Annotated in this window: 17 protein-coding genes and 1 pseudogene; 4 read left to right on the top strand and 14 right to left on the bottom strand. The window is 61.1% G+C overall.

Annotated elements, in window-relative coordinates; all coding sequences use genetic code 11:
- Nucleotides 1–2: 2 nt before the first annotated feature.
- From hutI to hutU, 8 genes are all read right to left on the bottom strand, one after another.
- On the bottom strand, nucleotides 3–1,208 hold the full coding sequence (hutI, locus tag GQ39_RS26755) for an imidazolonepropionase (RefSeq protein ID WP_047536396.1): 1,206 nt from the start codon (nucleotides 1,206–1,208) through the stop codon (nucleotides 3–5).
- Between the two features lie 125 nt (nucleotides 1,209–1,333).
- Nucleotides 1,334–2,866, bottom strand: a complete 1,533-nt coding sequence (gene hutH / locus GQ39_RS26750; RefSeq protein WP_047536394.1) for a histidine ammonia-lyase — start codon at nucleotides 2,864–2,866, stop codon at nucleotides 1,334–1,336.
- Between the two features lie 130 nt (nucleotides 2,867–2,996).
- Nucleotides 2,997–4,520 carry a histidine ammonia-lyase gene (gene hutH, locus GQ39_RS26745; protein WP_047536392.1) on the bottom strand — a complete coding sequence of 508 codons (1,524 nt, stop codon included), beginning with the start codon at nucleotides 4,518–4,520 and terminating at the stop codon, nucleotides 2,997–2,999.
- Between the two features lie 163 nt (nucleotides 4,521–4,683).
- Nucleotides 4,684–5,514 (bottom strand): quaternary amine ABC transporter ATP-binding protein, encoded by an 831-nt coding sequence (locus tag GQ39_RS26740; RefSeq protein ID WP_052193646.1) that lies wholly within the window; start codon nucleotides 5,512–5,514, stop codon nucleotides 4,684–4,686.
- Nucleotides 5,511–6,362 carry an ABC transporter permease gene (locus GQ39_RS26735; protein ID WP_047536390.1) on the bottom strand — a complete coding sequence of 284 codons (852 nt, stop codon included), beginning with the start codon at nucleotides 6,360–6,362 and terminating at the stop codon, nucleotides 5,511–5,513. The genes GQ39_RS26740 and GQ39_RS26735 overlap by 4 nt, the downstream gene beginning before the upstream one ends.
- Nucleotides 6,363–6,432: 70 nt before the next feature.
- Nucleotides 6,433–7,401 carry an ABC transporter substrate-binding protein gene (locus tag GQ39_RS26730; protein ID WP_047536389.1) on the bottom strand — a complete coding sequence of 323 codons (969 nt, stop codon included), beginning with the start codon at nucleotides 7,399–7,401 and terminating at the stop codon, nucleotides 6,433–6,435.
- A gap of 69 nt (nucleotides 7,402–7,470) precedes the next feature.
- Nucleotides 7,471–8,943, bottom strand: coding sequence for a purine-cytosine permease family protein (locus GQ39_RS26725; protein ID WP_047536387.1), 1,473 nt, complete (start codon nucleotides 8,941–8,943; stop codon nucleotides 7,471–7,473).
- A 137-nt stretch (nucleotides 8,944–9,080) separates the two neighbouring features.
- Nucleotides 9,081–10,769, bottom strand: a complete 1,689-nt coding sequence (gene hutU, locus GQ39_RS26720; protein ID WP_047536385.1) for a urocanate hydratase — start codon at nucleotides 10,767–10,769, stop codon at nucleotides 9,081–9,083.
- Between the two features lie 453 nt (nucleotides 10,770–11,222).
- On the opposite strand from hutU, the gene GQ39_RS26715 reads away from it, so the two are divergent.
- Nucleotides 11,223–12,860 (top strand): methyl-accepting chemotaxis protein, encoded by a 1,638-nt coding sequence (locus GQ39_RS26715; protein WP_047536383.1) that lies wholly within the window; start codon nucleotides 11,223–11,225, stop codon nucleotides 12,858–12,860.
- 6 nt (nucleotides 12,861–12,866) lie between these two features.
- On the opposite strand, the gene GQ39_RS26710 is transcribed toward GQ39_RS26715, so the two are convergent.
- On the bottom strand, nucleotides 12,867–13,439 hold the full coding sequence (locus GQ39_RS26710) for a HutD/Ves family protein (RefSeq protein ID WP_047536382.1): 573 nt from the start codon (nucleotides 13,437–13,439) through the stop codon (nucleotides 12,867–12,869).
- Nucleotides 13,436–14,146 carry a histidine utilization repressor gene (gene hutC, locus GQ39_RS26705; protein WP_161793960.1) on the bottom strand — a complete coding sequence of 237 codons (711 nt, stop codon included), beginning with the start codon at nucleotides 14,144–14,146 and terminating at the stop codon, nucleotides 13,436–13,438. Before hutC ends, GQ39_RS26710 begins: the two co-directional genes overlap by 4 nt.
- A 146-nt stretch (nucleotides 14,147–14,292) precedes the next feature.
- Here hutC and GQ39_RS26700 point away from each other — a divergent pair, with 146 nt between their 5' ends.
- On the top strand, nucleotides 14,293–15,657 hold the full coding sequence (locus GQ39_RS26700) for a formimidoylglutamate deiminase (RefSeq protein WP_047536377.1): 1,365 nt from the start codon (nucleotides 14,293–14,295) through the stop codon (nucleotides 15,655–15,657).
- Nucleotides 15,658–15,763: 106 nt separating this feature from the next.
- On the opposite strand, the gene GQ39_RS26695 is transcribed toward GQ39_RS26700, so the two are convergent.
- A complete protein-coding gene (locus tag GQ39_RS26695; RefSeq protein ID WP_047536375.1) occupies nucleotides 15,764–16,333 on the bottom strand; it encodes a lipocalin family protein in 570 nt (189 codons plus the stop codon).
- A gap of 31 nt (nucleotides 16,334–16,364) precedes the next feature.
- Nucleotides 16,365–16,619, bottom strand: coding sequence for a lipoprotein (locus tag GQ39_RS26690; RefSeq protein WP_047536373.1), 255 nt, complete (start codon nucleotides 16,617–16,619; stop codon nucleotides 16,365–16,367).
- A gap of 285 nt (nucleotides 16,620–16,904) precedes the next feature.
- Between GQ39_RS26690 and GQ39_RS33900 the strand changes: the two are divergent.
- Nucleotides 16,905–17,939 (top strand): annotated as a pseudogene (locus GQ39_RS33900) (HAMP domain-containing protein); the annotation flags it as partial.
- 93 nt (nucleotides 17,940–18,032) lie between these two features.
- A complete protein-coding gene (locus GQ39_RS33895) occupies nucleotides 18,033–18,797 on the top strand; it encodes a methyl-accepting chemotaxis protein (protein ID WP_442961752.1) in 765 nt (254 codons plus the stop codon).
- A gap of 354 nt (nucleotides 18,798–19,151) precedes the next feature.
- Here GQ39_RS33895 and GQ39_RS26680 read toward each other — a convergent pair whose 3' ends face one another.
- Both GQ39_RS26680 and GQ39_RS26675 read right to left on the bottom strand, forming a co-directional pair.
- Nucleotides 19,152–19,754, bottom strand: coding sequence for a DUF924 family protein (locus tag GQ39_RS26680; protein WP_047536370.1), 603 nt, complete (start codon nucleotides 19,752–19,754; stop codon nucleotides 19,152–19,154).
- A gap of 3 nt (nucleotides 19,755–19,757) precedes the next feature.
- Nucleotides 19,758–20,768 (bottom strand): class 1 fructose-bisphosphatase, encoded by a 1,011-nt coding sequence (locus GQ39_RS26675; RefSeq protein ID WP_047536368.1) that lies wholly within the window; start codon nucleotides 20,766–20,768, stop codon nucleotides 19,758–19,760.
- Nucleotides 20,769–20,914: the final 146 nt, after the last annotated feature.

The following is a 20,914-nucleotide window of genomic DNA, read 5'->3' as shown; positions in this document are numbered from 1 at the left end:
TCCTACAGACTCGTTTCGACGCCGTGACGCACGACGCGTTTTTCCAGATCACCGCCCAGCCAGTAAGACAGGTCAGCGGGACGATCGATTTGCCAGGCGACGAAATCCGCGACCTTGCCCACCTCCAGCGAACCGTGGGTGTCGGCCATGCCCAAGGCCGTGGCGGCATGAATCGTGGCGCCGGCCAGGGCTTCTTCCGGGGTCATGCGGAAACAGGTGCACGCCATGTTCAGCATCAGGCGCAACGACAGTGCCGGTGAAGTGCCGGGGTTGAGGTCACTGGCGATGGCGATTTTCACCCCGTGCTTGCGCAGGGCGTCCATCGGCGGCAATTGGGTTTCGCGCAGGAAGTAAAAAGCGCCAGGCAACAGCACCGCGACGGTGCCGGACTTGGCCATGGCGATGGCGTCGTCCTCGGTCATGAATTCCAGATGATCGGCGGACAGTGCGTGGTAACGCGCCGCCAGAGTCGAACCGTGCAGGGACGACAATTGCTCGGCATGCAGTTTCACCGGCAACCCCAGTTCCTGAGCGGTGATGAACACCCGCTCGACCTGCGCCGGGGAAAACGCCAGGTATTCGCAGAACGCATCCACCGCATCCACCAGCCCTTCGGCAGCCAGGGCCGGGAGCATCTCGGCGCAGATGTGATCGATGTAGTCGTCGGCGCGATCCACATACTCCGGCGGCAACGCATGGGCGGCCAGGCAAGTGCTGCGCACGCTGATCGGCAGCTCGGCGCCCAGGCGACGGGCCACCCGCAACATCTTGCGTTCGTTGGCCAGGTCGAGGCCGTAACCGGATTTGATTTCGATGCTGGTGACGCCATCGCGCATCAGGCTTTTCAGACGCCTGGCGGCGCTGGCGAACAGTTCATCTTCGCTGGCCGCGCGGGTGGCGCGCACGGTGCTGGCGATGCCACCGCCGGCTGCTGCGATTTCCGCGTAGCTGACGCCTTGCAGGCGCTGTTCGAATTCACCGCTGCGGTTCCCGCCGAACACCGTGTGGGTGTGGCAGTCGATCAGGCCCGGTGTCACCCAGGCCCCGTTCAAATCAGTGACCGTCGTGTACTCGCCTGCGGGCAATTCAGCGCGCGGGCCGACCCACTCAATGTGCGCACCGGACGTCACGATGGCCGCATCCTCGATGATCGAGTAGACGCCTTGCGCCATGGTTGCGACGTGGCAGTGTTGCCAGAGGGTTTTCATCCCAAGTCCTCGTCTTGTTCAAAATCGAATCGCTGGCAAGCCAGCTCCCACAGTAATCAGGGTTGCCTGCAATCCTGTGTTCACAGCAAAAGCCTGTGGGAGCGGGCTTGCCCGCGATGGGGCCCTTACAGGCTAGGCAGCAACTTCGCCGACACCAGCTCGTTCAGGCACCGCGAAGCCAACAATTCGCTGGCGGCATTGATGTCCGGCGCGAAGAAACGGTCTTTCTCATAAAACGGCACTTCTTTACGCAGAATCGCCCGGGCCTGTTCCAGTTTCGGCGAGGTCTTCAGACCGTTGCGCAGGTCCAGGCCTTGAACCGCTGCCAGCCATTCAACGGCGAGAATCCCGCGGGTGTTCTCGGCCATTTCCCACAGACGCTTGCCCGCCGCCGGGGCCATGGACACATGGTCTTCCTGGTTGGCGGACGTCGGCAGGCTGTCCACCGAATGCGGATGGGACAGGGCCTTGTTCTCGCTGGCCAGTGCCGCCGCGGTCACTTGGGCGATCATGAAGCCGGAGTTCACGCCGCCATTGGCCACCAGGAATGGCGGCAGTTGCGACATGTGCTTGTCCATCATCAGCGAGATGCGGCGCTCGCTCAGGGAGCCGATTTCGGCAATGGCCAACGCCATGTTGTCGGCGGCCATGGCCACCGGTTCGGCGTGGAAGTTACCGCCGGAGATCACATCGCCTTCCGCGGCAAACACCAGCGGGTTGTCCGAGACGGCGTTGGCTTCGATGGCCAGCACTTCGGCAGCCTGGCGGAACTGGGTCAGGCAAGCGCCCATGACTTGCGGCTGGCAGCGCAGGGAGTACGGGTCCTGGACCTTTTCGCAGTTCTCGTGGGAGTCGGAGACTTCGCTGCGCTCGCCCAGCAGGTCGCGATAGGCGGCAGCGGCGTCGATCTGGCCCTTCTGGCCACGGGCAGCGTGGATGCGCGCATCGAACGGCGAACGCGAGCCCAGTACCGCTTCAACGGTCAGGCCACCCAGGGCCAGGGCGCCGGCGAACAGGTCTTCGCCTTCGAACAGGCCGCGCAGGGCAAATGCGGTGGACACCTGGGTGCCATTGAGCAGCGCCAGGCCTTCTTTCGCGGCCAGGGTCAGCGGGGTCAGGCCGGCGACTTTCAGTGCTTCAGTCGCTTCCATCCACTCGCCTTTGTAACGCGCCTTGCCTTCGCCCAGCAGCACCAGCGACATGTGGGCCAAAGGCGCCAGGTCGCCGGACGCGCCAACCGAGCCTTTCAGCGGAATGTGCGGGTAAACCTCGGCGTTGATCAGGGCAATCAGCGCATCGATCACCACCCGGCGAATGCCGGAGAAACCACGGCTCAGGCTGTTGACCTTGAGCACCATGATCAAGCGCACCAGGTCGTCGCTGATCGGTTGGCCGACACCGGCCGCGTGGGACAGCACCAGCGAGCGCTGAAGGTTTTCCAGGTCTTCGCTGGCAATGCGGGTCGAAGCCAGCAGGCCGAAACCGGTGTTGATGCCGTACGCGGTACGGTTCTCGGCGAGGATCTGTTCCACGCACGCGACGCTGGCTTCGATCTGGGCCGAAGCGCTGTGGTCGAGGGTCAGTTTCACCGGCTGCTGATAGACATCACGCAGTTGGGCCAGGCTCAGTTGGCCGGGAATGAGATTTAGCGCTGTCATTTTGTTCTCCTTTTGAGAGTTTTTATGCTCTTGGTTTTAGAGGCCTACCAGACGCTCCGGAGATGTCCGTTGTCCGTCGCTTCCCCCTTTTTGAGGGGCTGGCGCCTTGGCACGCTGGTGTTCAGGGAAATCAGTTCAAATTCGGTAAAGCGTTCTGCAGCAAGACAGGGTCTTTCAGAACGCTGGCTGCAGCGGCGATATCCGGTGCCAACCAACGATCCTGATCGTAGGCCGGAACCCGCTCACGCAGCAGGCGCCACGCCGCATCGGTGCCCGCACCGAAGCGTTGCTCTTTCAAAAACTCAAACGCCTGGGCCGCCAGCAAGTACTCGATGGCCAGGATCTGCGTGCAGTTCTCCAGGGCGCGGTGCAGTTTCAGCGCGGCGTTGGTGCCCAGGCTCAGGTGATCTTCCTGCAGGCCCGAGGTGACGTAGTTGTCGAGCACCGCCGGTTGCGCCAATTGGCGGTTTTCCGCGCACAAGGAAGCGGCGACGTATTGCACGATCATCATCCCGGAGTTCACCCCCGGGTTGGCCACCAGGAAGGCCGGCAGACCGCTGACGTGCGGGTTGATCAAACGGTCCAGGCGACGCTCGGCGATGGAGCCGATTTCCGCCATGGCGATGGCCAGCAGGTCCGCCGCCAGTGCCACGGACTGGCCGTGCGGGTTGGCCTGGGACACCACGCGGTAATTGTCTGCGGTGCCCAGCACCAGCGGGTTGTCGGTGGCGCTGTTGAGTTCGGTTTCGATCTGTCGGGTCGCGTGCACCAGTTGGTCACGGGCCGCGCCATGCACCTGCGGGATCGAGCGAATGCTCAGCGCGTCCTGGGTGCGAATACCCTTGCTCCGGGCAATCACTTCGCTGCCGTCGAGCAAGGCCCGCAGGTTGATCCCGACCTGCTGCATGCCCGGATGCGGCTTGAGCGCGATGATCTCGGCATCGAAGGCGTCGATCTGGCCGCGCTGGGCTTCGAAACTCATGGCGCCGACCACATCCGCCCAATGCAGCAGGCGCGTGGCATCGGCGATCGCCAGGCAGCTCAGGCCGGTCATGCAGGGCGTGCCGTTGACCAGGCACAACCCATCCTTGGCACCCAGCTTGACCGGTTGCAGCCCTTCTTCTGCCAGGGCCTGCTGCGCGGAAACGATCTGCCCGCGATAGCTCACATTACCGACGCCCAGCAGGGCGATGCCGATATGAGCCATGTGGGTCAGGTAGCCCACCGAGCCCTGGGATGGCACTTGCGGGGTGATGCCACGGTTGAGCAGCGCCAGCAGCGCTTCAACCACTTGGCGATGCAGCCCGGATTTACCGTGGCTGTAGTTGACGACAGCGGCGCACATGATTGAACGAGTCTGCTCATCGCTCAGCGGGGTGCCGACGCCGCAGGCGTGGCTCAGCAGGGTGTTGCGCGACAACTGACTGAGTTGTTCGTCCTGCAGCGAAACGTTGCACAACGCGCCCAGGCCGGTGTTGATGCCGTAGGCGCGCTCGCCGCTGGTGACGATGCGCTGGACGATGGCCTGCGCGTTTTCAATCCGTGCCCAGACCGGCGCCGACAGCTCCAGCTGTGCGCCATGACGGGCGACGGCGACCACATCCTGCCAACGCACGGAAGCGTCAGCGATAACGATTTTTTCAGCCTGGGACATCTTCAACCTCATACCTGAATATTGATGCAGCATCGCCGACGCCATCGCTGGCAAGCCAGCTCCCACAGTGTTCAGGGGTGTGCACACCCTCTGTGCAACACAACCTATTGCTGTGGGAGCTGGCTTGCCAGCGAAGAGGCCAGCTCACTCACCGCAAAATCTCTTAAACCACCGCCGCCCGACGCTGCACGAAGCGGTCGACATACTCATCGGCTGGCGAATGCAGGATCTCTTTCGGCGTGCCGACCTGGATCAGGCGGCCGTCCTTGAGGATCGCGATGCGGTTGCCGATGCGAACGGCCTCGTCGAGGTCGTGGGTGATGAACACGATGGTCTTGTGCAGGGTCTTTTGCAGTTCCAGCAACTGGTCCTGCATTTCGGCGCGAATCAGCGGGTCAAGCGCACTGAAGGCTTCGTCCATCAAGATGATGTCGGTGTCCGCCGCCAATGCACGGGCCAGACCCACACGCTGACGCATGCCGCCCGAGAGCTGGTGCGGGTATTTGTTTTCGTAGCCCTTGAGGCCCACGGTGTTGATCCAGTGCAGCGCGCGCTCGGCGCACATCTGCTTGCTCTCGCCACGGATTTTCAGGCCGTAGGCGACATTGTCCAGCACGGTCTTGTGCGGCAACAGGCCGAAGCTCTGGAACACCATGCTGATTTTGCGCCGACGAAATTCGCGCAGGGCTTCCATGTCGTATTGCAGGATGTCCACGCCGTCCACCAGGATCGCGCCGCTGGTCGGATCGATCAGGCGGTTGAAGTGGCGTACCAGGGTGGATTTGCCGGAACCCGACAGGCCCATGATCACGAAGATCTCGCCGCTACCGATGCTCAACGACAGGTCGTTCACACCCACCACGCAGCCGGTTTCGGCCAGCACTTGATCCTTGGTCTTGCCCTGGCCAACCATGGCCAGCGCGTCCTTGGCACGGTTGCCGAAAATCTTGAAGACGTTTTTGACTTCGATCTTGCTCACGGTAGCCATGTTCATTTGCTCACCTCATGCCGTGCGCGACCGTACGCTTGTGTAATGCGGTCGATCACCACTGCCAGAATCACGATCGCCAGACCGGCTTCCAGGCCACGTCCGACGTTGAGGGTCTGAATCCCCACCAGCACGTCTTCACCCAGGCCACGGGCGCCGATCATCGAGGCGATCACCACCATCGACAGGGCCATCATGGTGGTCTGGTTGATACCCGCCATGATGCTCGGCAGGGCCAGCGGCAGTTGCACGCCGAACAGTTGCTGCCAGCGGTTGGCACCGAAGGCGTTGATCGCCTCCATCACTTCGCCGTCGACCTGGCGGATACCCAGATCGGTCAGACGGATCAGCGGCGGTGCGGCGTAGATCACTGTGGCGAAAATCGCCGGGACCTTGCCCAGGCCGAACAGCATCAGCACCGGGATCAGGTACACGAAGCTCGGCATGGTCTGCATGATGTCCAGCAACGGCATCAGCACCGAACGCAGGCGATTGCTGCGCGCCGAAAGAATGCCCAGCGGAATGCCGATCAACACCGAGATGATCGTCGCCACCATCATCAGCGCCAGGGTTTGCATCAGCTTGTCCCAGAGGCCGACCGCCCCTACCAGGAACAACAAGCCGACGATCACCACGGTGGTCACGACCTTACGGGTCGCGTGCCAGGCCACGCCCGCCACGATGGCCAGCATCAGCCACCAGGGCGCAGCGCGCAGCAGGCTTTCGAGATTGACGATGGCCCACAACAGGGTGTCGGAGATGTGCCGGAACACGTCGCCGTAGTTGGTGACCAGTGAATCGACCCAACCGTTGACCCAGTCGGCGATGGAAAAGGTAAAGCTTTCGGGAAACATAAGAGGCTCTCAATCAAGGGGTTGCGATCAAGCACCCGACTGCCGCTGCCGGCAGTCGGAGAGGCTTAACCTACAAGGCCGCGTCGATCTTTTTGGCTGCGTCTTCGCTCACCCATGCATGCCAGACTTCAGGATGTTCCTTCAGGAAGATCTTGGCCAGTTTTGGCGACTCGATCCGCTCCTTGGTCATGCGACCCAGGTTCTGGTTCAGCAGGTCGATCGGCAGGTTGACCTTTTCCAGCACGGCCACCAGTTCTGGCGCTTCGTCATGGAACGTCTTGGACAGGCCGACCTTGATGCTCACGGTCTTGTCGACGCCTGGTTTTTCTTCCAGTTTGACCACGTCGACCTGGCCCATCAGCGGCGTTGGCGACCAGTAGTAGAACAGGATCGGCTCGCCACGCTTGTAGCTCGACAATACGGCAGCATCCAGCGCCGGGCCGGTGCCTGGGCGGAAGTTGGTGTAGCTGCTTTCCAGGCCGTAGCTTTTCAGCATTTCACTGTTGTCGAGCTCGCAGGTCCAGCCGGCCGGGCAGTTGTAGAAACGGCCCTTGGACGGTTCTTCGGCGTCCTTGAAAACCGCCGAGTATTTACCCAGATCGGCAATGGCTTTCAGATCCGGCGCCTTGGCTTCCAGCTTGCGCTTGGCATCGCCTTCGATCACGTAGCGCGGCACGTACCAGCCTTCGACAGCGCCCACGACTGGAGCGCCCACACCGACGACTTTGCCGGCCTTCTCGGCCTTGTTCCAGACCTCACTGCGGCCGACCCACTCTTCGGCAAATACTTGGATGTCGTTGCTGCTCAGGGCGTTTTCCATGGTGATGGAGTTGCCCGGCAGGCTGTCGGTCTTACAGTCGTAGCCTTTCTCCAACACGACTTGCAGCACGTCGGTCAGGAGCATGGCGCTTTCCCAGTTCAGGCCGGCAAATTTCACCGGTTTACCCGACTCGCACCAACCCGCCGCCTGAGTGGCGCCGGCGCTGGCCAGCAGGCCCATGGAAATCAAAGTGGTCAGCAGGGTCTTGTTCGATTTCATTGTTGTGACGCTCCTAATCATGAATTGGCTTACGGCAGTCAAGAGGCATCCAGCCCTGGCAACGTCCAATCAGGCCTGCGCCGCAGCGCGGCCGGCCCCACGTGTTTCAGGTTGTACAACGCTGTTCTGCTCGACCGGCAGAATCAGGTGATCGGGCACTGTGCCGTGCCATTTTTTCGCACACACGTAATACAGGGCTGCCGGCAGCACCAGACCGATGATCCAGGAAATATCCACATCACCCAGGGCGGCGACCAGCGAGCCGGTGTAGAACTTGGTGGAAATGAACGGCAACTGCACCAGCACACCGAAAACATAGACGCTGATGCCGAGGACGTTCCAACGACCGTAGCGACCCTTCGGGTCGGCCAGCGCCGGCACGTCGTAACGCTCGCGGGTGATGCAGTAGTAGTCCACCAGGTTGATCGCGCTCCATGGCGTAAAGAACGCCAGCAGGAACAGGATGAAGGACTTGAACGCACCGAGGAACGAGTGCTGACCGAGCAACGCCATCAGGGTCGCGGCACCGACAATGACCAGCACGAAGACCAGACGCTGCAAGCGCGTGACCTTCAGGTCACCCCGGAAACCGCTGATGATGGTCGCGATGCACATGAAGCTGCCGTAGGAGTTCAGCGTGGAAATGGTGACCTTGCCGAACGCGATGCTGAAGTACAGCAGCGCAGCAGTGGCACCGGTACCGCCCAGACCCACGATGTAGGCCACTTCATGGCCGGCGAATTGCCCGTTGGCCGACGCGGCGGCGAACACGCCAAGGACCATCGCCACCTGTGCGCCAATGACCGAACCCGCACCCGCGGCGAAAAAGGTTTTTACCGAGGAAATCTTGCTCGGCAAGTAGCGGGAATAGTCAGCCACGTAAGGGCCGAAAGCGATCTGCCAGGACGCCGCGAGCGATACCGCCAGCAGGAAGCTGCTCCAACTGAAGTGGCGGATTTGCAACAGCGCGCCAACGTCAACCTGGCTCATCAAACGGCTGAACAGATAAACAAAGGCAATCACGCCAATGACACTGGCAACACGGCCGATCCAATGGATCACTCGATAACCAAGCACCGTGACCAGCACGATGACACTGGCGAAAAGCAGGATGCCGACGCTGTCGCTGACGCCAAACAACTGGCCCAGCGCCTGGCCGGAAAGCACGGTTCCCGTTGCCGTGAAACCGAGGTACATCAAACAGACCAGCACGATCGGGATGGCCGCGCCATAAACGCCGAACTGCACACGGCTGGAGATCATCTGCGGCAGGCCAAGCTTGGGCCCTTGCGCGGCATGCAGGGCCATGACGGCGCCGCCGAGCAGTTGACCGATCAACAGACCGATCAACGACCAGAACACGTCACCGCCCAACACCACGGCCAGGGCCCCGGTGACAATCGCGGTGATTTGCAGGTTGGCACCCATCCACAGGGTGAACTGGCTCAACAGACGACCGTGTCTTTCCGCCTCCGGGATGTAGTCGATCGAACGCTTTTCGATCAACGGTTTGTTACCAGCACGTTCGCTGCTGACAGCCATGGTTCAACCTCTGTGGATTGTTATTGTGGGTGGGTGGGCTCCCCTGTAGGAGCGAGCCCGCTCGCGATGGAGTGTCATTCAGCGCTGTGTCGACTGACACACCATCGCGAGCAGGCTCGCTCCTACAGGGGCAAGCATTACTTGCCGGTGATCATCGGCAGGTTCAGGCCCTGTTCCTTGGCGCAATCAATGGCGATCTGGTAACCGGCATCGGCGTGACGCATGACACCGGTGGCCGGGTCGTTGTGCAGCACGCGAGCGATACGCTCGGCCGCTTCGTCGGTACCGTCGCAGACAATCACCATGCCCGAGTGCTGGGAGAAGCCCATGCCGACACCGCCGCCGTGGTGCAAGGACACCCAGGTCGCGCCGCTCGCGGTGTTCAGCAGGGCGTTGAGCAGTGGCCAGTCGGACACGGCATCGGAACCATCCTGCATCGATTCGGTTTCACGGTTCGGGCTAGCAACCGAGCCGGAATCGAGGTGGTCGCGACCGATCACGATCGGCGCCGACAGCTCGCCGCTGCGTACCATTTCGTTGAACGCCAAGCCGAGTTTGGCGCGCAGGCCCAGGCCGACCCAGCAGATACGTGCCGGCAGGCCCTGGAAGCTGATGCGCTCGCGAGCCATGTCCAGCCAGTTGTGCAGGTGGGCGTCGTCCGGGATCAGTTCCTTGACCTTGGCGTCGGTCTTGTAGATGTCTTGCGGATCGCCCGACAGTGCCGCCCAACGGAACGGGCCGATGCCACGGCAGAACAGCGGACGGATGTACGCCGGTACGAAGCCCGGGAAATCGAAGGCGTTTTCAACGCCTTCTTCCTGGGCCATCTGGCGGATGTTGTTGCCGTAGTCGAAGGTCGGGATGCCTTGCTTCTGGAAGTCGAGCATCGCTTTGACGTGCACCGCCATCGATTGCTTGGCGGCCTTGATCACGGCAGCAGGTTCGGTCTTGGCGCGAGCGCGGTATTGCTCCCAGGTCCAGCCGGCTGGCAGGTAGCCATTGAGCGGGTCGTGGGCGCTGGTCTGGTCGGTGACCATGTCCGGACGCACACCGCGACGGACCAGTTCCGGCAGAATTTCCGCGGCGTTGCCCAGCAGCGCGATGGAGATGGCCTTGCCTTCGGCGGTGTATTTTTCGATGCGAGCCAGCGCGTCGTCGAGGTCTTTGGCTTGCTCATCGACATAGCGGCTTTTCAGACGGAAATCGATGCTCACCTGTTGGCATTCGATGTTCAGCGAGCAAGCGCCAGCCAGGGTGGCGGCCAGAGGCTGGGCGCCGCCCATGCCACCCAGGCCGGCGGTCAGGACCCACTTGCCCTTCAGGTCATCGTTGTAGTGCTGGCGACCCGCTTCGACGAAGGTTTCGTAGGTGCCCTGGACGATGCCCTGGCTGCCGATGTAGATCCAGCTGCCGGCGGTCATCTGGCCGTACATGGCCAGGCCTTTGGCGTCCAGTTCGTTGAAGTGTTCCCAGTTCGCCCAGTGCGGCACCAGGTTGGAGTTGGCGATCAATACGCGCGGGGCGTTGGTGTGGGTCTTGAACACGCCGACCGGCTTGCCGGATTGCACCAGCAGGGTCTCGTCGTCGTTCAGGTGGGTCAGGCTCTCGACGATTTTGTCATAGCACTCCCAGTTACGCGCCGCACGACCGATACCACCGTAAACCACCAGTTCCTTCGGGTTCTCGGCCACTTCCGGGTCGAGGTTGTTCATCAGCATGCGCAGCGGCGCTTCGGTCAGCCAGCTCTTGGCGGTCAGCTTGTTGCCGCGGGCAGCGCGGATTTCGACGTCACGGTATTTCGTAGGTTTCTGGGTATTGTCAGTCACGAAAAAGACTCCTCAGCGATCAATTCAAACCAACCCTGGCAGGGGGCAAGCCAGCCTGTGCGCATCGTTGCGCGACAAGCGAATCAGTGGACGCTGCGGAGAGTCTCGATCGACTCATACGCATACGTCTTTACTTGTACATACAAGCATATGCAATCAAGCGGCCAACTTTCTGGACAGGCATTCAAGAAAAACTCTGAAACGACTGGAGAGCGCCTGAATCGCGGGTTCTGGCGTAGATAAAATTTTTCGCGGGGATTTTTTGCGGGGGTGACGGCGGTTACTGCAACGTGGTTTTGCGCCACGTTGGGGCGTTCGGTAACACGTGATGCCCAATTAAGCGCATTCCAGAAACACCCTACAACCTCATCAGAAGCGTCCGACTCCACCTCCAATGATCCTCGCCGACTTCACGAGCAAGCCCCCTGAAGTCACTCCTGCGAGGAACGCGCAATGAAACAATGGAAAGTCAAAACCCATCTCCTGTTGCTGGCCGGCATCCTGCTGAGCAGCGTGACCGGCATCGGCGCACTGGGCCTGTACGGCATGCGCGCTACGGTCCAGGGACTGGAAACGGTTTACCTCGACCGGGTCATCCCGCAACAGGACCTGAAGAAAATTTCCGAGCTGTATTCCGTCCAGATCGTCGATGCCATCCACAAGGCCCGCGATGGCATCCACAGTGGCGTCGAGGCGGCGCAACAGATACGCCAGGCAATGCTTGAGATCGATCCACTCTGGCGCACCTACCTGTCGACCCGCCTGATTGATGAAGAGCTGCGACTGATCAACGAAATCACGCCGCTGATGCAGGCCACCGAAGCGCCGCTCCAGCGATTGCAGGCGGTCTTGAACCTCAACGACGCCTCCAGTCAGCGCCTGGAGGATTTCGCCGCACACCAGCTGTACCCCTTGATCGACCCGCTGACCTCACTGTTTTCGCAACTGACGGATGCTCAACTGAAAGAAGCTCGCCAACAGTTCGAACTCAGCGAGGCACTTTACGAGGTCAACATCAGGCTGATGGCCGGGGTCCTGGCCTTCGCACTGTTGTGTGGCAGCCTTTATGCGCTGCTGTTCGGTGCCAGACTGGCGCGATACCTGGGCGCCGAGCCCCACGAACTGGCCAATATCAGCACACGGATTGCCCAGGGCATGCTCGGCGATCCGGCGATCGGCAACGCGAGCCCCACAGGTGTCATGCAATCGGTCGAGGCCATGCGGCGCAGCCTGGCCAGCATGATCGGCAAGGTACGCGAGGCCTCGCGGCACATCGAGTCCTCGACTCTGAACCTGTGCATTTCGGCCGAGCAAGGGCTGAAGCAGGCCGCCGAGCAAAATGGCGCGACCTCTTCCATTGCCGCCGCGGCAGAGCAGATGTCAGCCAACATTACGCACATCGCCGAAAACGCCGCGCAGGCCCACGACACCACACAAAAGGCCGAGCAGATCACTGCCCTGGGCATTGCCAGCATGGACCGCTCTATCATCGAGATGCAGCAGATCGCCCAACTGGTGACCCAGACGTCGAGTGAAATCGATCAATTGACCCAGCACTCCAACGCCATCGGGAACATTGTCGACGTGATCCACAGCATTGCCGAACAGACCAACCTGCTCGCCCTCAATGCCGCCATCGAGGCGTCGCGGGCCGGTGAGCAAGGTCGCGGGTTTGCCGTGGTGGCCGACGAGGTGCGGGAGCTGGCGACCCGCACGACCCGTTCCACCGCCGAGATTGTGGTGCTGGTGAGCACCATTCAAAGCGGCATGCGAAAAGCCAGCAGCAGCATGAACACGGGCCGCGAGCGGGTGCTTCAGGGTCAGCAGCTGATCGACAGCGCGGGCGCGTCGATGAATGACGTCAAGGCCGTGCTCGATGCGTCACTTAACGCCGTCAGCCAGATTTCCCATGCCTTGCAGGAACAGCGCGAAGCCAGCGAAGACGTGGCACGCAATGTGGAAACCGTGGCGCAGCGGGTCGAGGAGAATGTCGTGGCACAACAGGACGTGGTGAAAACCATCCAGGCGCTGAAAAGGATGTCGAGTGAACTGGAGGCAACCGTTCGAGGCTTTACCCTCGAACGGGAGTAATCGGGATCAGCCGCGCGAGGTGAGTTCGATCACGCAGCACAAACCCTTGATGGTGACGTCCAGCAACCCGTCATTGGCCTCCAGCTGCAGGCAATCATGGAGCCCCAATGGCTGGACGCGGTGATCGACCGATACGTCAGATTGCTCGCTCACGCTGAACACCAGCAGTGTGCTGGCCTCGCTGAAAAACCGCTGCTCGCCGGCCAGCCACTGCAACCGTGCACGGTAGCGCTGCGGCGCATAGATCAGGTTGAAATCGCGGATCGCTCCACCGAGCAGCGCGCAGGTCACTTTGCTCTCGCCACTGAAGGCAAACGGGTCGAGCGGTAACAGCGGTCGCGTGTTCTGGCCGTCCACCGACAACGTCATGCCGTCGCCCTGCAACACGGTGATGATCCGCTCGTAACCGGCGAAAGTTGAGAAACCGCCCGACTCACCGATGTCGGCAATCGACAGGCGCCAGCCGAAGCCGTCCAGGCCGGTGCCGGCATCGCGGCTGATTTCTTCAGTGCTGCCGCCGCCGTTTTTCCAGGGCATGCGCGGGTAATCCTTGGCGCGTAAAACTTTCAACTCATTCATTTATGAAACCGGCCTTCCAGACGATGACGGGAACCAGGGTGGATCAAACGGGCGGCCGTTACCGGCTGACGGCCGGACCAGGTGCGGCGACGAATTAGCAGGCACGGCTCGCCTTTTTCGATCTGCAGCAATTTGCATTCGGACGGCTCGGCCAGAATGGCCTCGACCACATGCTCGCCTTCGGTCAGCGGCGCGACCTGGTTGAGGTAGGCGTAAGGCGTTTGCAGGGTGAAGTCCTGCTTGAGGTAATCCGGCGCCACCAGCGCATTGACGAAGCGGTCTTCGATTTGCACCGGGATATCGTTCTCGAAATGCACGATCAACGAATGGAAGACTTTCTGCCCTTCGCGCATGTCGAGGGCCAGGGCGCGTTCCGAGCCGGCGGCCTCTTCTTCCAGGGTGATGACCTTGCACGTGTGGCGATGGCCTCGGGAAGCGATTTCATCGGCAATGTTGTGCACTTCAAACAGCGCGGACTGGCTTTTCGGCTCGGCGACGAACGTGCCGACGCCTTGCATGCGCACCAGCAGACCGTCAGCGGTCATCTCGCGCAGGGCGCGGTTGATGGTCATGCGGCTGAAGCCCAACTGATTGACCAGCTCGCTTTCCGACGGAACGCGGTAGTGCGGCGGCCAGTTTCCACTGTCGATTTGCTGGGTAATCATTTGTTTGACGCGGGCGTACAAGGGCGCCGGACTGTCGCCCATGTTCGCGGCCAACGGAGAGACTGGAGGCGGAGTCGGCACGGTTAATCCTTGTTCGTTTGAATAGGGTTGCTAGCTTGCCGGAGTTTACCGGGCAGGCAAACGTCTGTATATGTATATACAAATAACACACGATGGGGTGCTGAACCATGTCCGCCTTCTTTGCCGAACGCGCGCTGCTGCCTAGTGGATGGGCCAACAATGTACGTCTTGAGGTCAGCGCCGATGGCGTCTTGACCCAAATCCAGGCCGATTCCCACGCAGAAGGCGCCGAACGGCTGAGCGGTCCGCTCTTGCCCGGCATGCCGAACCTGCACTCTCACGCCTTCCAGCGGGCCATGGCCGGGCTGGCGGAAGTGGCGGGGAATCCGAACGACAGTTTCTGGACCTGGCGCGACTTGATGTATCGCCTCGTCGGAAAAATCAGCCCGGAACAACTCGGCGACATCGCCCGTCAGCTGTACATCGAAATGCTCAAGGCCGGGTACACCTCGGTGGCGGAATTTCATTACGTCCACCACGACAACAACGGCCAGCCTTACGCCGACCCGGCCGAACTGGCCCTGCGTATCAGCCAGGCCGCCCGTTCCGCCGGTATCGGTTTGACCCTGCTGCCGGTGCTCTACAGCCACTCCGGCTTCGGTGGCCAGACGCCGAACGAGGGCCAGCGCCGCTTCATCAACAGCACCGACAGCTACCTCAAGCTGCAATCGCGCCTGCGGCCGATTCTGGCGCAGCAACCGGCCCAGTCGCTGGGCCTGTGTTTCCACTCGCTGCGCGCGGTGACACCGCAGCAGATCAGCGAAGTGTTGGCCGCCAGCGACAAGAAGTGCCCGGTGCACATCCACATCGCCGAACAGCAAAAAGAAGTCGACGACTGCCTGACCTGGAGCGGTCGCCGCCCGCTGCAATGGCTGTACGAAAATACCGAAGTCGATCAGCGCTGGTGCCTGGTCCACGCCACCCACGCCAACCCGGAAGAAGTCACGCTGATGGCCAAGAGTCGCGCCATTGCCGGCCTGTGCCTGACCACCGAAGCCAACCTGGGCGACGGGATTTTCCCGGCGGTGGACTTCCTCGCACAAGGCGGACGCCTGGGCATCGGTTCCGACAGCCATGTGTCATTGAGCGTGGTGGAAGAATTGCGTTGGCTGGAATACGGCCAGCGTCTGCGCGATCAACGGCGCAATCGCTTGTATGGCGCGGATCAGCCCATGGTCGGGCGCACCCTGTATGACGCGGCGCTGGATGGCGGCGCTCAGGCGCTGGGACAACCGATCGGTGCGCTGGAAGTGGGCAAGCGTGCGGATTGGCTGGTGCTGGACGGCAACGATCCGTACCTGGCAACGGCCAGTGGCGACGGGATTCTGAACCGATGGTTGTTTGCCGGTGGCGACCGTCAGGTGCGGGACGTGCTGGTGAACGGTCAGTGGGTCGTGCGCGACGGGCGTCATGCCGGGGAAGAGGAAAGCAACCGTGCCTTCACCCAGGTGCTGCGCGAACTTCTGAACTGACACAAAAACCTGTGGGAGCGAGCTTGCTCGTGATGGTGTGTCAGTCGACATCGTTGTGTCTGCTACTCCATCGCGAGCAGGCTCGCTCCTACAGGGTCATGTGCTATTAGTTCGAGGTCTTGGCCATCTGCGTGTCCGACGCTCGCCAGATCAGCCGCGTGGTGTCGTATCCCTGCTGACGCGCCTTGCTCAGCAGTTCTTCACGCACCACACCATTGACGGTCGGCGTGCGCGACAGCAGCCACAGGTAACGTCGGCTCGGGTCGCCGACGATCGCGGTCTTGTAGTCATCGCTGACGTACAACACCCAGTACTCGCCCTTCGCCACACCCGGAATCAGCCTCGAAAACCAGGTATCGAACTCGACCCACAATTTGTCGGTCTTGCCCGGCACCTGTGGATAAGCCGTGCCCTTGACCTCTTCCCATTGGCATTGCGCTGTCAGACAGCGGTTCAGCACCGCCACGTTGCCATCCGGCTTGAGCGTGTAGTGGGCTTCGGATTGCGCACAGTCGCGCTGGAAATACATCGGCAGACGTGCCAACTCGTACCAGGTGCCCTGGTAACGCTTGAGGTTGACGCTGTTGGCGGTCTTGGGCGCCAACGGATCCTGGCCAGAAGTGGCACAGCCGGCCAATACCAGGCCGGCAAAAAGCATTATCAACAACCGCTTCATTGTTTTTCTCCCGTGGGCACATAGCCCCGGTTTACTTCAGGCCTTGGCCGGAAAACATCAGCACTTTGTCACCGGCATACTGCACGCTGATAAAACTGTTCTTGTCACCCCAGGTGCAACTGGACATGCCCAGCGCGCCAGAGCAGTCGGCCGGCTTGCCCAACAAGACTTCTACGTCGGCCTTGGACATGCCGGCAGAGAGCTTCGAGTAGTTTTCCTGATTGACCTTGCTGCACGCAGCCAACAGCACGCAGAACGAAAGCAAGGCAATGGATCGCAGCGACATGGTGTAACTCCAGGGGTGAAGGGGATTGGCATGGCAGCCAAGCTGAACCTTAGAAGAGAAAACCCCTGTCTGGTTCCCTGGCCGAGCGCCTATTTATTGGGCCGCTCGTCCGCCTATTGCCGAAGATTCAGCCACTTCGCCTGGCTCTTGAGCATTTCGTCGGGTTTCGCAAAAAAGCGTCTAATCTTTGGCGCCACTCTGTCGACATAAAAGGCAGCGCAAAGCCCACGACCGTGGCGCTTGCCCCCACCTTTGTTGTCCTGTCTTTCCGCGGTAGTTCATTTAATGACCAGAAACATGAAGTTCAGCCACAAGATTTTGTTGGCTGCTGCCCTCGTGGTGGCCGTTGCATTCGCTTGTTTCATCCTGTTCAACGACTATCGCCAGCGTCAAACGCTGCATAACAGCACCGAAGCCTCGATGCAGGAACTCGGCAGCCTGACCACCCGTAATATTCAGACCTGGCTGGAAAGCCGCATACAGTTGCTGCAATCGATGGCCCAACAGGTCAGCGCCGATGGCAGCGCCCCCACCAGCCTGAAACGCATCATCGACTTGCCCGCCTATACCGGCAACTTCCAGCTGAGCTACTTCGGCGGTGCCGACGGCGTCATGTTCTCTGTCCCGACCGGTAACCGTGCGGCGGACTACGATCCGCGCGCCCGTGGCTGGTACAAGGCGGCCACCGGCGCGCAGCAGACCATCGTCACCGAACCGTATATCTCCGCCTCGTCGGGCAAACTGGTGATCACCGTCGCGACCCCGGTACAACGCCAGGGCCAGATGATCGGCGTCGCCGGCGCCGACATCGACCTGTCCAGCATCAGTGCAATCATCAACTCGCTGAACTTCGGCGGTCATGGCCATGCCTTCATTGTCAGCGCCGACGGCAAGATCCTGATCCACCCGGACAGCAAACTGGTGCTCAAAAACCTGGCCGATGCCTACCCCAACGGTGTGCCGAGAGTCAGCCCGGGCCTGAAAGAAATCGAGGTCGACGCAAAGAAACAGTTCATCTCGTTCACCCACGTCAACGGCGTGCCTTCGGCGGATTGGTATGTGGCGCTGGTGCTGGACCAGGACACCGCGTTCTCGATGCTCAGCGAATTCCGCACCTCGGCGCTCATCGCCATGGTGATTGCCGTGGTGATCATCATCGCGTTGCTGAGCATGCTGATCAGTTTCCTGATGCAGCCGTTGCTGGCCATGGGTCGCGCCATGCATGACATCGCCGAAGGCGAAGGAGATCTGACCAAACGCCTGACCATTCACGGTCACGACGAATTCGGCGCGCTGGGGCTGTCATTCAACCGCTTTGTCGAACGCATTCACACCTCGATCATCGAAGTGTCCTCGGCCACCGGCCAGGTCAACGAAGTGGCGCTGCGTGTGGTGGCCGCCTCGAACTCGTCGATGTTCAACTCCGACCAGCAGGCCTCGCGCACCAGCAGTGTCGCTGCGGCGATCAACCAGCTCGGCGCCGCCGCCCAGGAAATCGCCCAGAACGCTGCCCTCGCCTCCCAGCATTCGAGCGATGCCCGTAGCCTGGCCGAAGACGGCCAGCAGGTGGTGGACAAAACCATCAGCGCGATGCAGCAGCTCTCGGCGAAGATCAGCGATTCGTGCGGCAACATCGAGACGCTCAACAGCAACACCGTCAACATCGGGCAGATTCTGGACGTGATCACCAGCATCTCCCAGCAGACCAACCTGCTGGCGCTGAACGCTGCCATTGAAGCGGCGCGTGCCGGTGAAGCCGGACGCGGGTTTGCAGTGGTGGCCGATGAGGTGCGCAACCTCGCCCATCGCACTCAGGATTCGGCGCAGCAAGTGCAGAAGATGATCGAAGAACTGCAGGTCGGCGCCCGGGAAGCGGTCACCATCATGACCGACAGTCAGCGCCAGAGCGAAAGCAGTGTCGGCATCGCCAACCAGGCCGGAGAACGCCTGGGCAGCGTGACCCAGCGCATCGGCGAAATCGACGGCATGAACCAGTCGGTCGCCACGGCAACCGAAGAACAGACAGCCGTGGTGGAATCGATCAACGTCGACATCACCGAGATCAACACGCTGAACCAGGAAGGTGTGGAGAACCTGCAGGCGACTTTGCGCGCGTGTTCAGACCTGGAGCAGCAGGCGGTGCGATTGAAGCATCTTGTAGGTAGTTTCAGAATCTGAGGTGCTGCTACCGGCACAATCGCTAGCAGGCTAGCTCCCACAGGGGATTTGTGAGCGTGTTCAGACCTGGAACAGCAGGCGGCGCGATTGAAGCACCTGGTGGGTAGTTTCAGAATCTGAGGTGCTGCTACCGGCACAATCGCTAGCAGGCTAGCTCCCACAGGGGATTTGCGCGCGTGTTCAGACCTGGAGCAGCAGGCGGTGCGATTGAAGCACCTGGTGGGTAGTTTCAGAATCTGAGGTGCTGCTACCGGCACAATCGCTAGCAGGCTAGCTCCCACAGGGGATTTGTGAGCGCCACAGATCAAATGTGGGAGCCAGCCTGCTGGCGATGGCAGCCGCCGCCCCAAAAACCTAGAACCGTGACCCCGGCTTCGACAGAAACGCCAACTCCTCAGCCGTAGACGCCCGCCCCAACACCGCATTGCGATGGGGAAACCGTCCAAACTGCGCAATCACTTTCTGATGCTTTTCGGCGTAATCCAGATAGTCGGCAAACAGCGCCCGATCGACGTCCGGCTGTTGCGCCACCAGTTCGATGTAACGCGAGACACCTTCGTTCTGTACCGCCAGATGTTCGCTGTGTTCGAACACCAGGTAGATGAACACCCGCTGAATGGGGCGCAACTGGCGATCGAAGTCCGCAGCCATGCCTTGCGCTACCAGCGCCTGAGCCCTGATGTCGCCGGAAAAAGCCTTGGGGGAGTCGCGAAAGATCATTCGCGGGAGTTGATCGAGTAGCAGCACCAGAGCCAGCCAACCTTCGGGGCATTGCGCCCAATCGGTCAAACCGCCGGTCAGCGCCTGCTCGACCTGGCCCCCGAAACGCGTGCGCGCTTCGAGGTCCTGGCTGTCACGCTTGCCGAACCATAACGTGCCCTTGTCAGCCGCCACCTCCCTGGAAGATTCGGCTTTACCGAACCACCATTCGAGCAACGGCTGCCAGGGCGCGTTCATGGATTATTCCTTGTGGTAACCCGTGACACGTGCAACTTCTTCTTTCGAGCCGAGGAACACCGCAACACGCTGGTGCAGGCCGTCAGGCTTGATGTCGAGGATGCGCTGGTGGCCGTCGGTGGACGCGCCGCCCGCCTGTTCCACCAGGAACGACATCGGGTTGGCTTCGTACATCAGGCGCAGTTTGCCCGGCTTCGATGGCTCGCGGCTGTCGCGTGGGTACATGAACAGACCGCCACGGGTCAGGATGCGGTGCACGTCAGCCACCATCGCGGCGACCCAGCGCATGTTGTAGTTCTTTTTCAGCGGGCCTTCTTCGCCCGCCAGCAATTCGCTGACGTAGCGTTGCACCGGGGCTTCCCAGTGACGCTGGTTGGACATGTTGATGGCGAATTCCTGGGTGGTTTCAGGAATGGTGATGTCTTCGTGGGTGAGTACGAAGCTGCCCATTTCGCGGTCCAGGGTGAAACCTTTGACGCCGTCGCCCAGGGTCAGCACCAGCATGGTCTGCGGACCGTAGATGGCATAACCGGCGGCAACTTGCTGGGTGCCTGGCTGCAGGAAGGCCTTTTCGTTCAGGGCTTCGTTCTGGCTCAGGTATTCGCTCGGGCAACGCAGCACCGAGAAGATCGTACCGACCGGCGCGTTGATGTCGATGTTCGACGAACCGTCCAGCGGGTCGAATACCAGCAGGTAGGCACCCTTCGGGTATTTGCCCGGGATCTGGTAAGCGTTGTCCATTTCTTCGGACGCCATGCCAGCCAGGTGACCGCCCCATTCGTTGGCTTCCAGCAGGATCTCGTTGGACAGAACGTCGAGCTTCTTCTGCACTTCGCCCTGGACGTTTTCAGTGCCCATGCTGCCCAGAACGCCGCCCAGGGCGCCTTTGGAAACGGCGTGGCTGATCTCCTTGCAGGCACGCGCCACCACTTCGATCAGGAAGCGCAGATCGGCAGGAGTGTTGTTGCTACGGGTCTGCTCAATCAAATAGCGACTCAAGGTAACGCGGGACATGGAAGGCTCCGGAGGAATGGGGGGCTAAAAACCCGCGCAGTTTAACGCGAGTCGGGGCGCATTTCCTCCTATCAGACGTGATCGACCGAAGAGAGTTCATGCGCGGGGTTCAGCGTAGTTGGAAATGGTCCGGGTGTGAGCCGAAA

Origin of the sequence: Pseudomonas sp. 11/12A (genome assembly GCF_000800055.1) — a bacterium.
Classification (GTDB): domain Bacteria; phylum Pseudomonadota; class Gammaproteobacteria; order Pseudomonadales; family Pseudomonadaceae; genus Aquipseudomonas; species Aquipseudomonas mohnii.
Note: the sequence above shows the minus strand (reverse complement) of the source record. Positions and strands in the feature narration are given on the sequence as shown.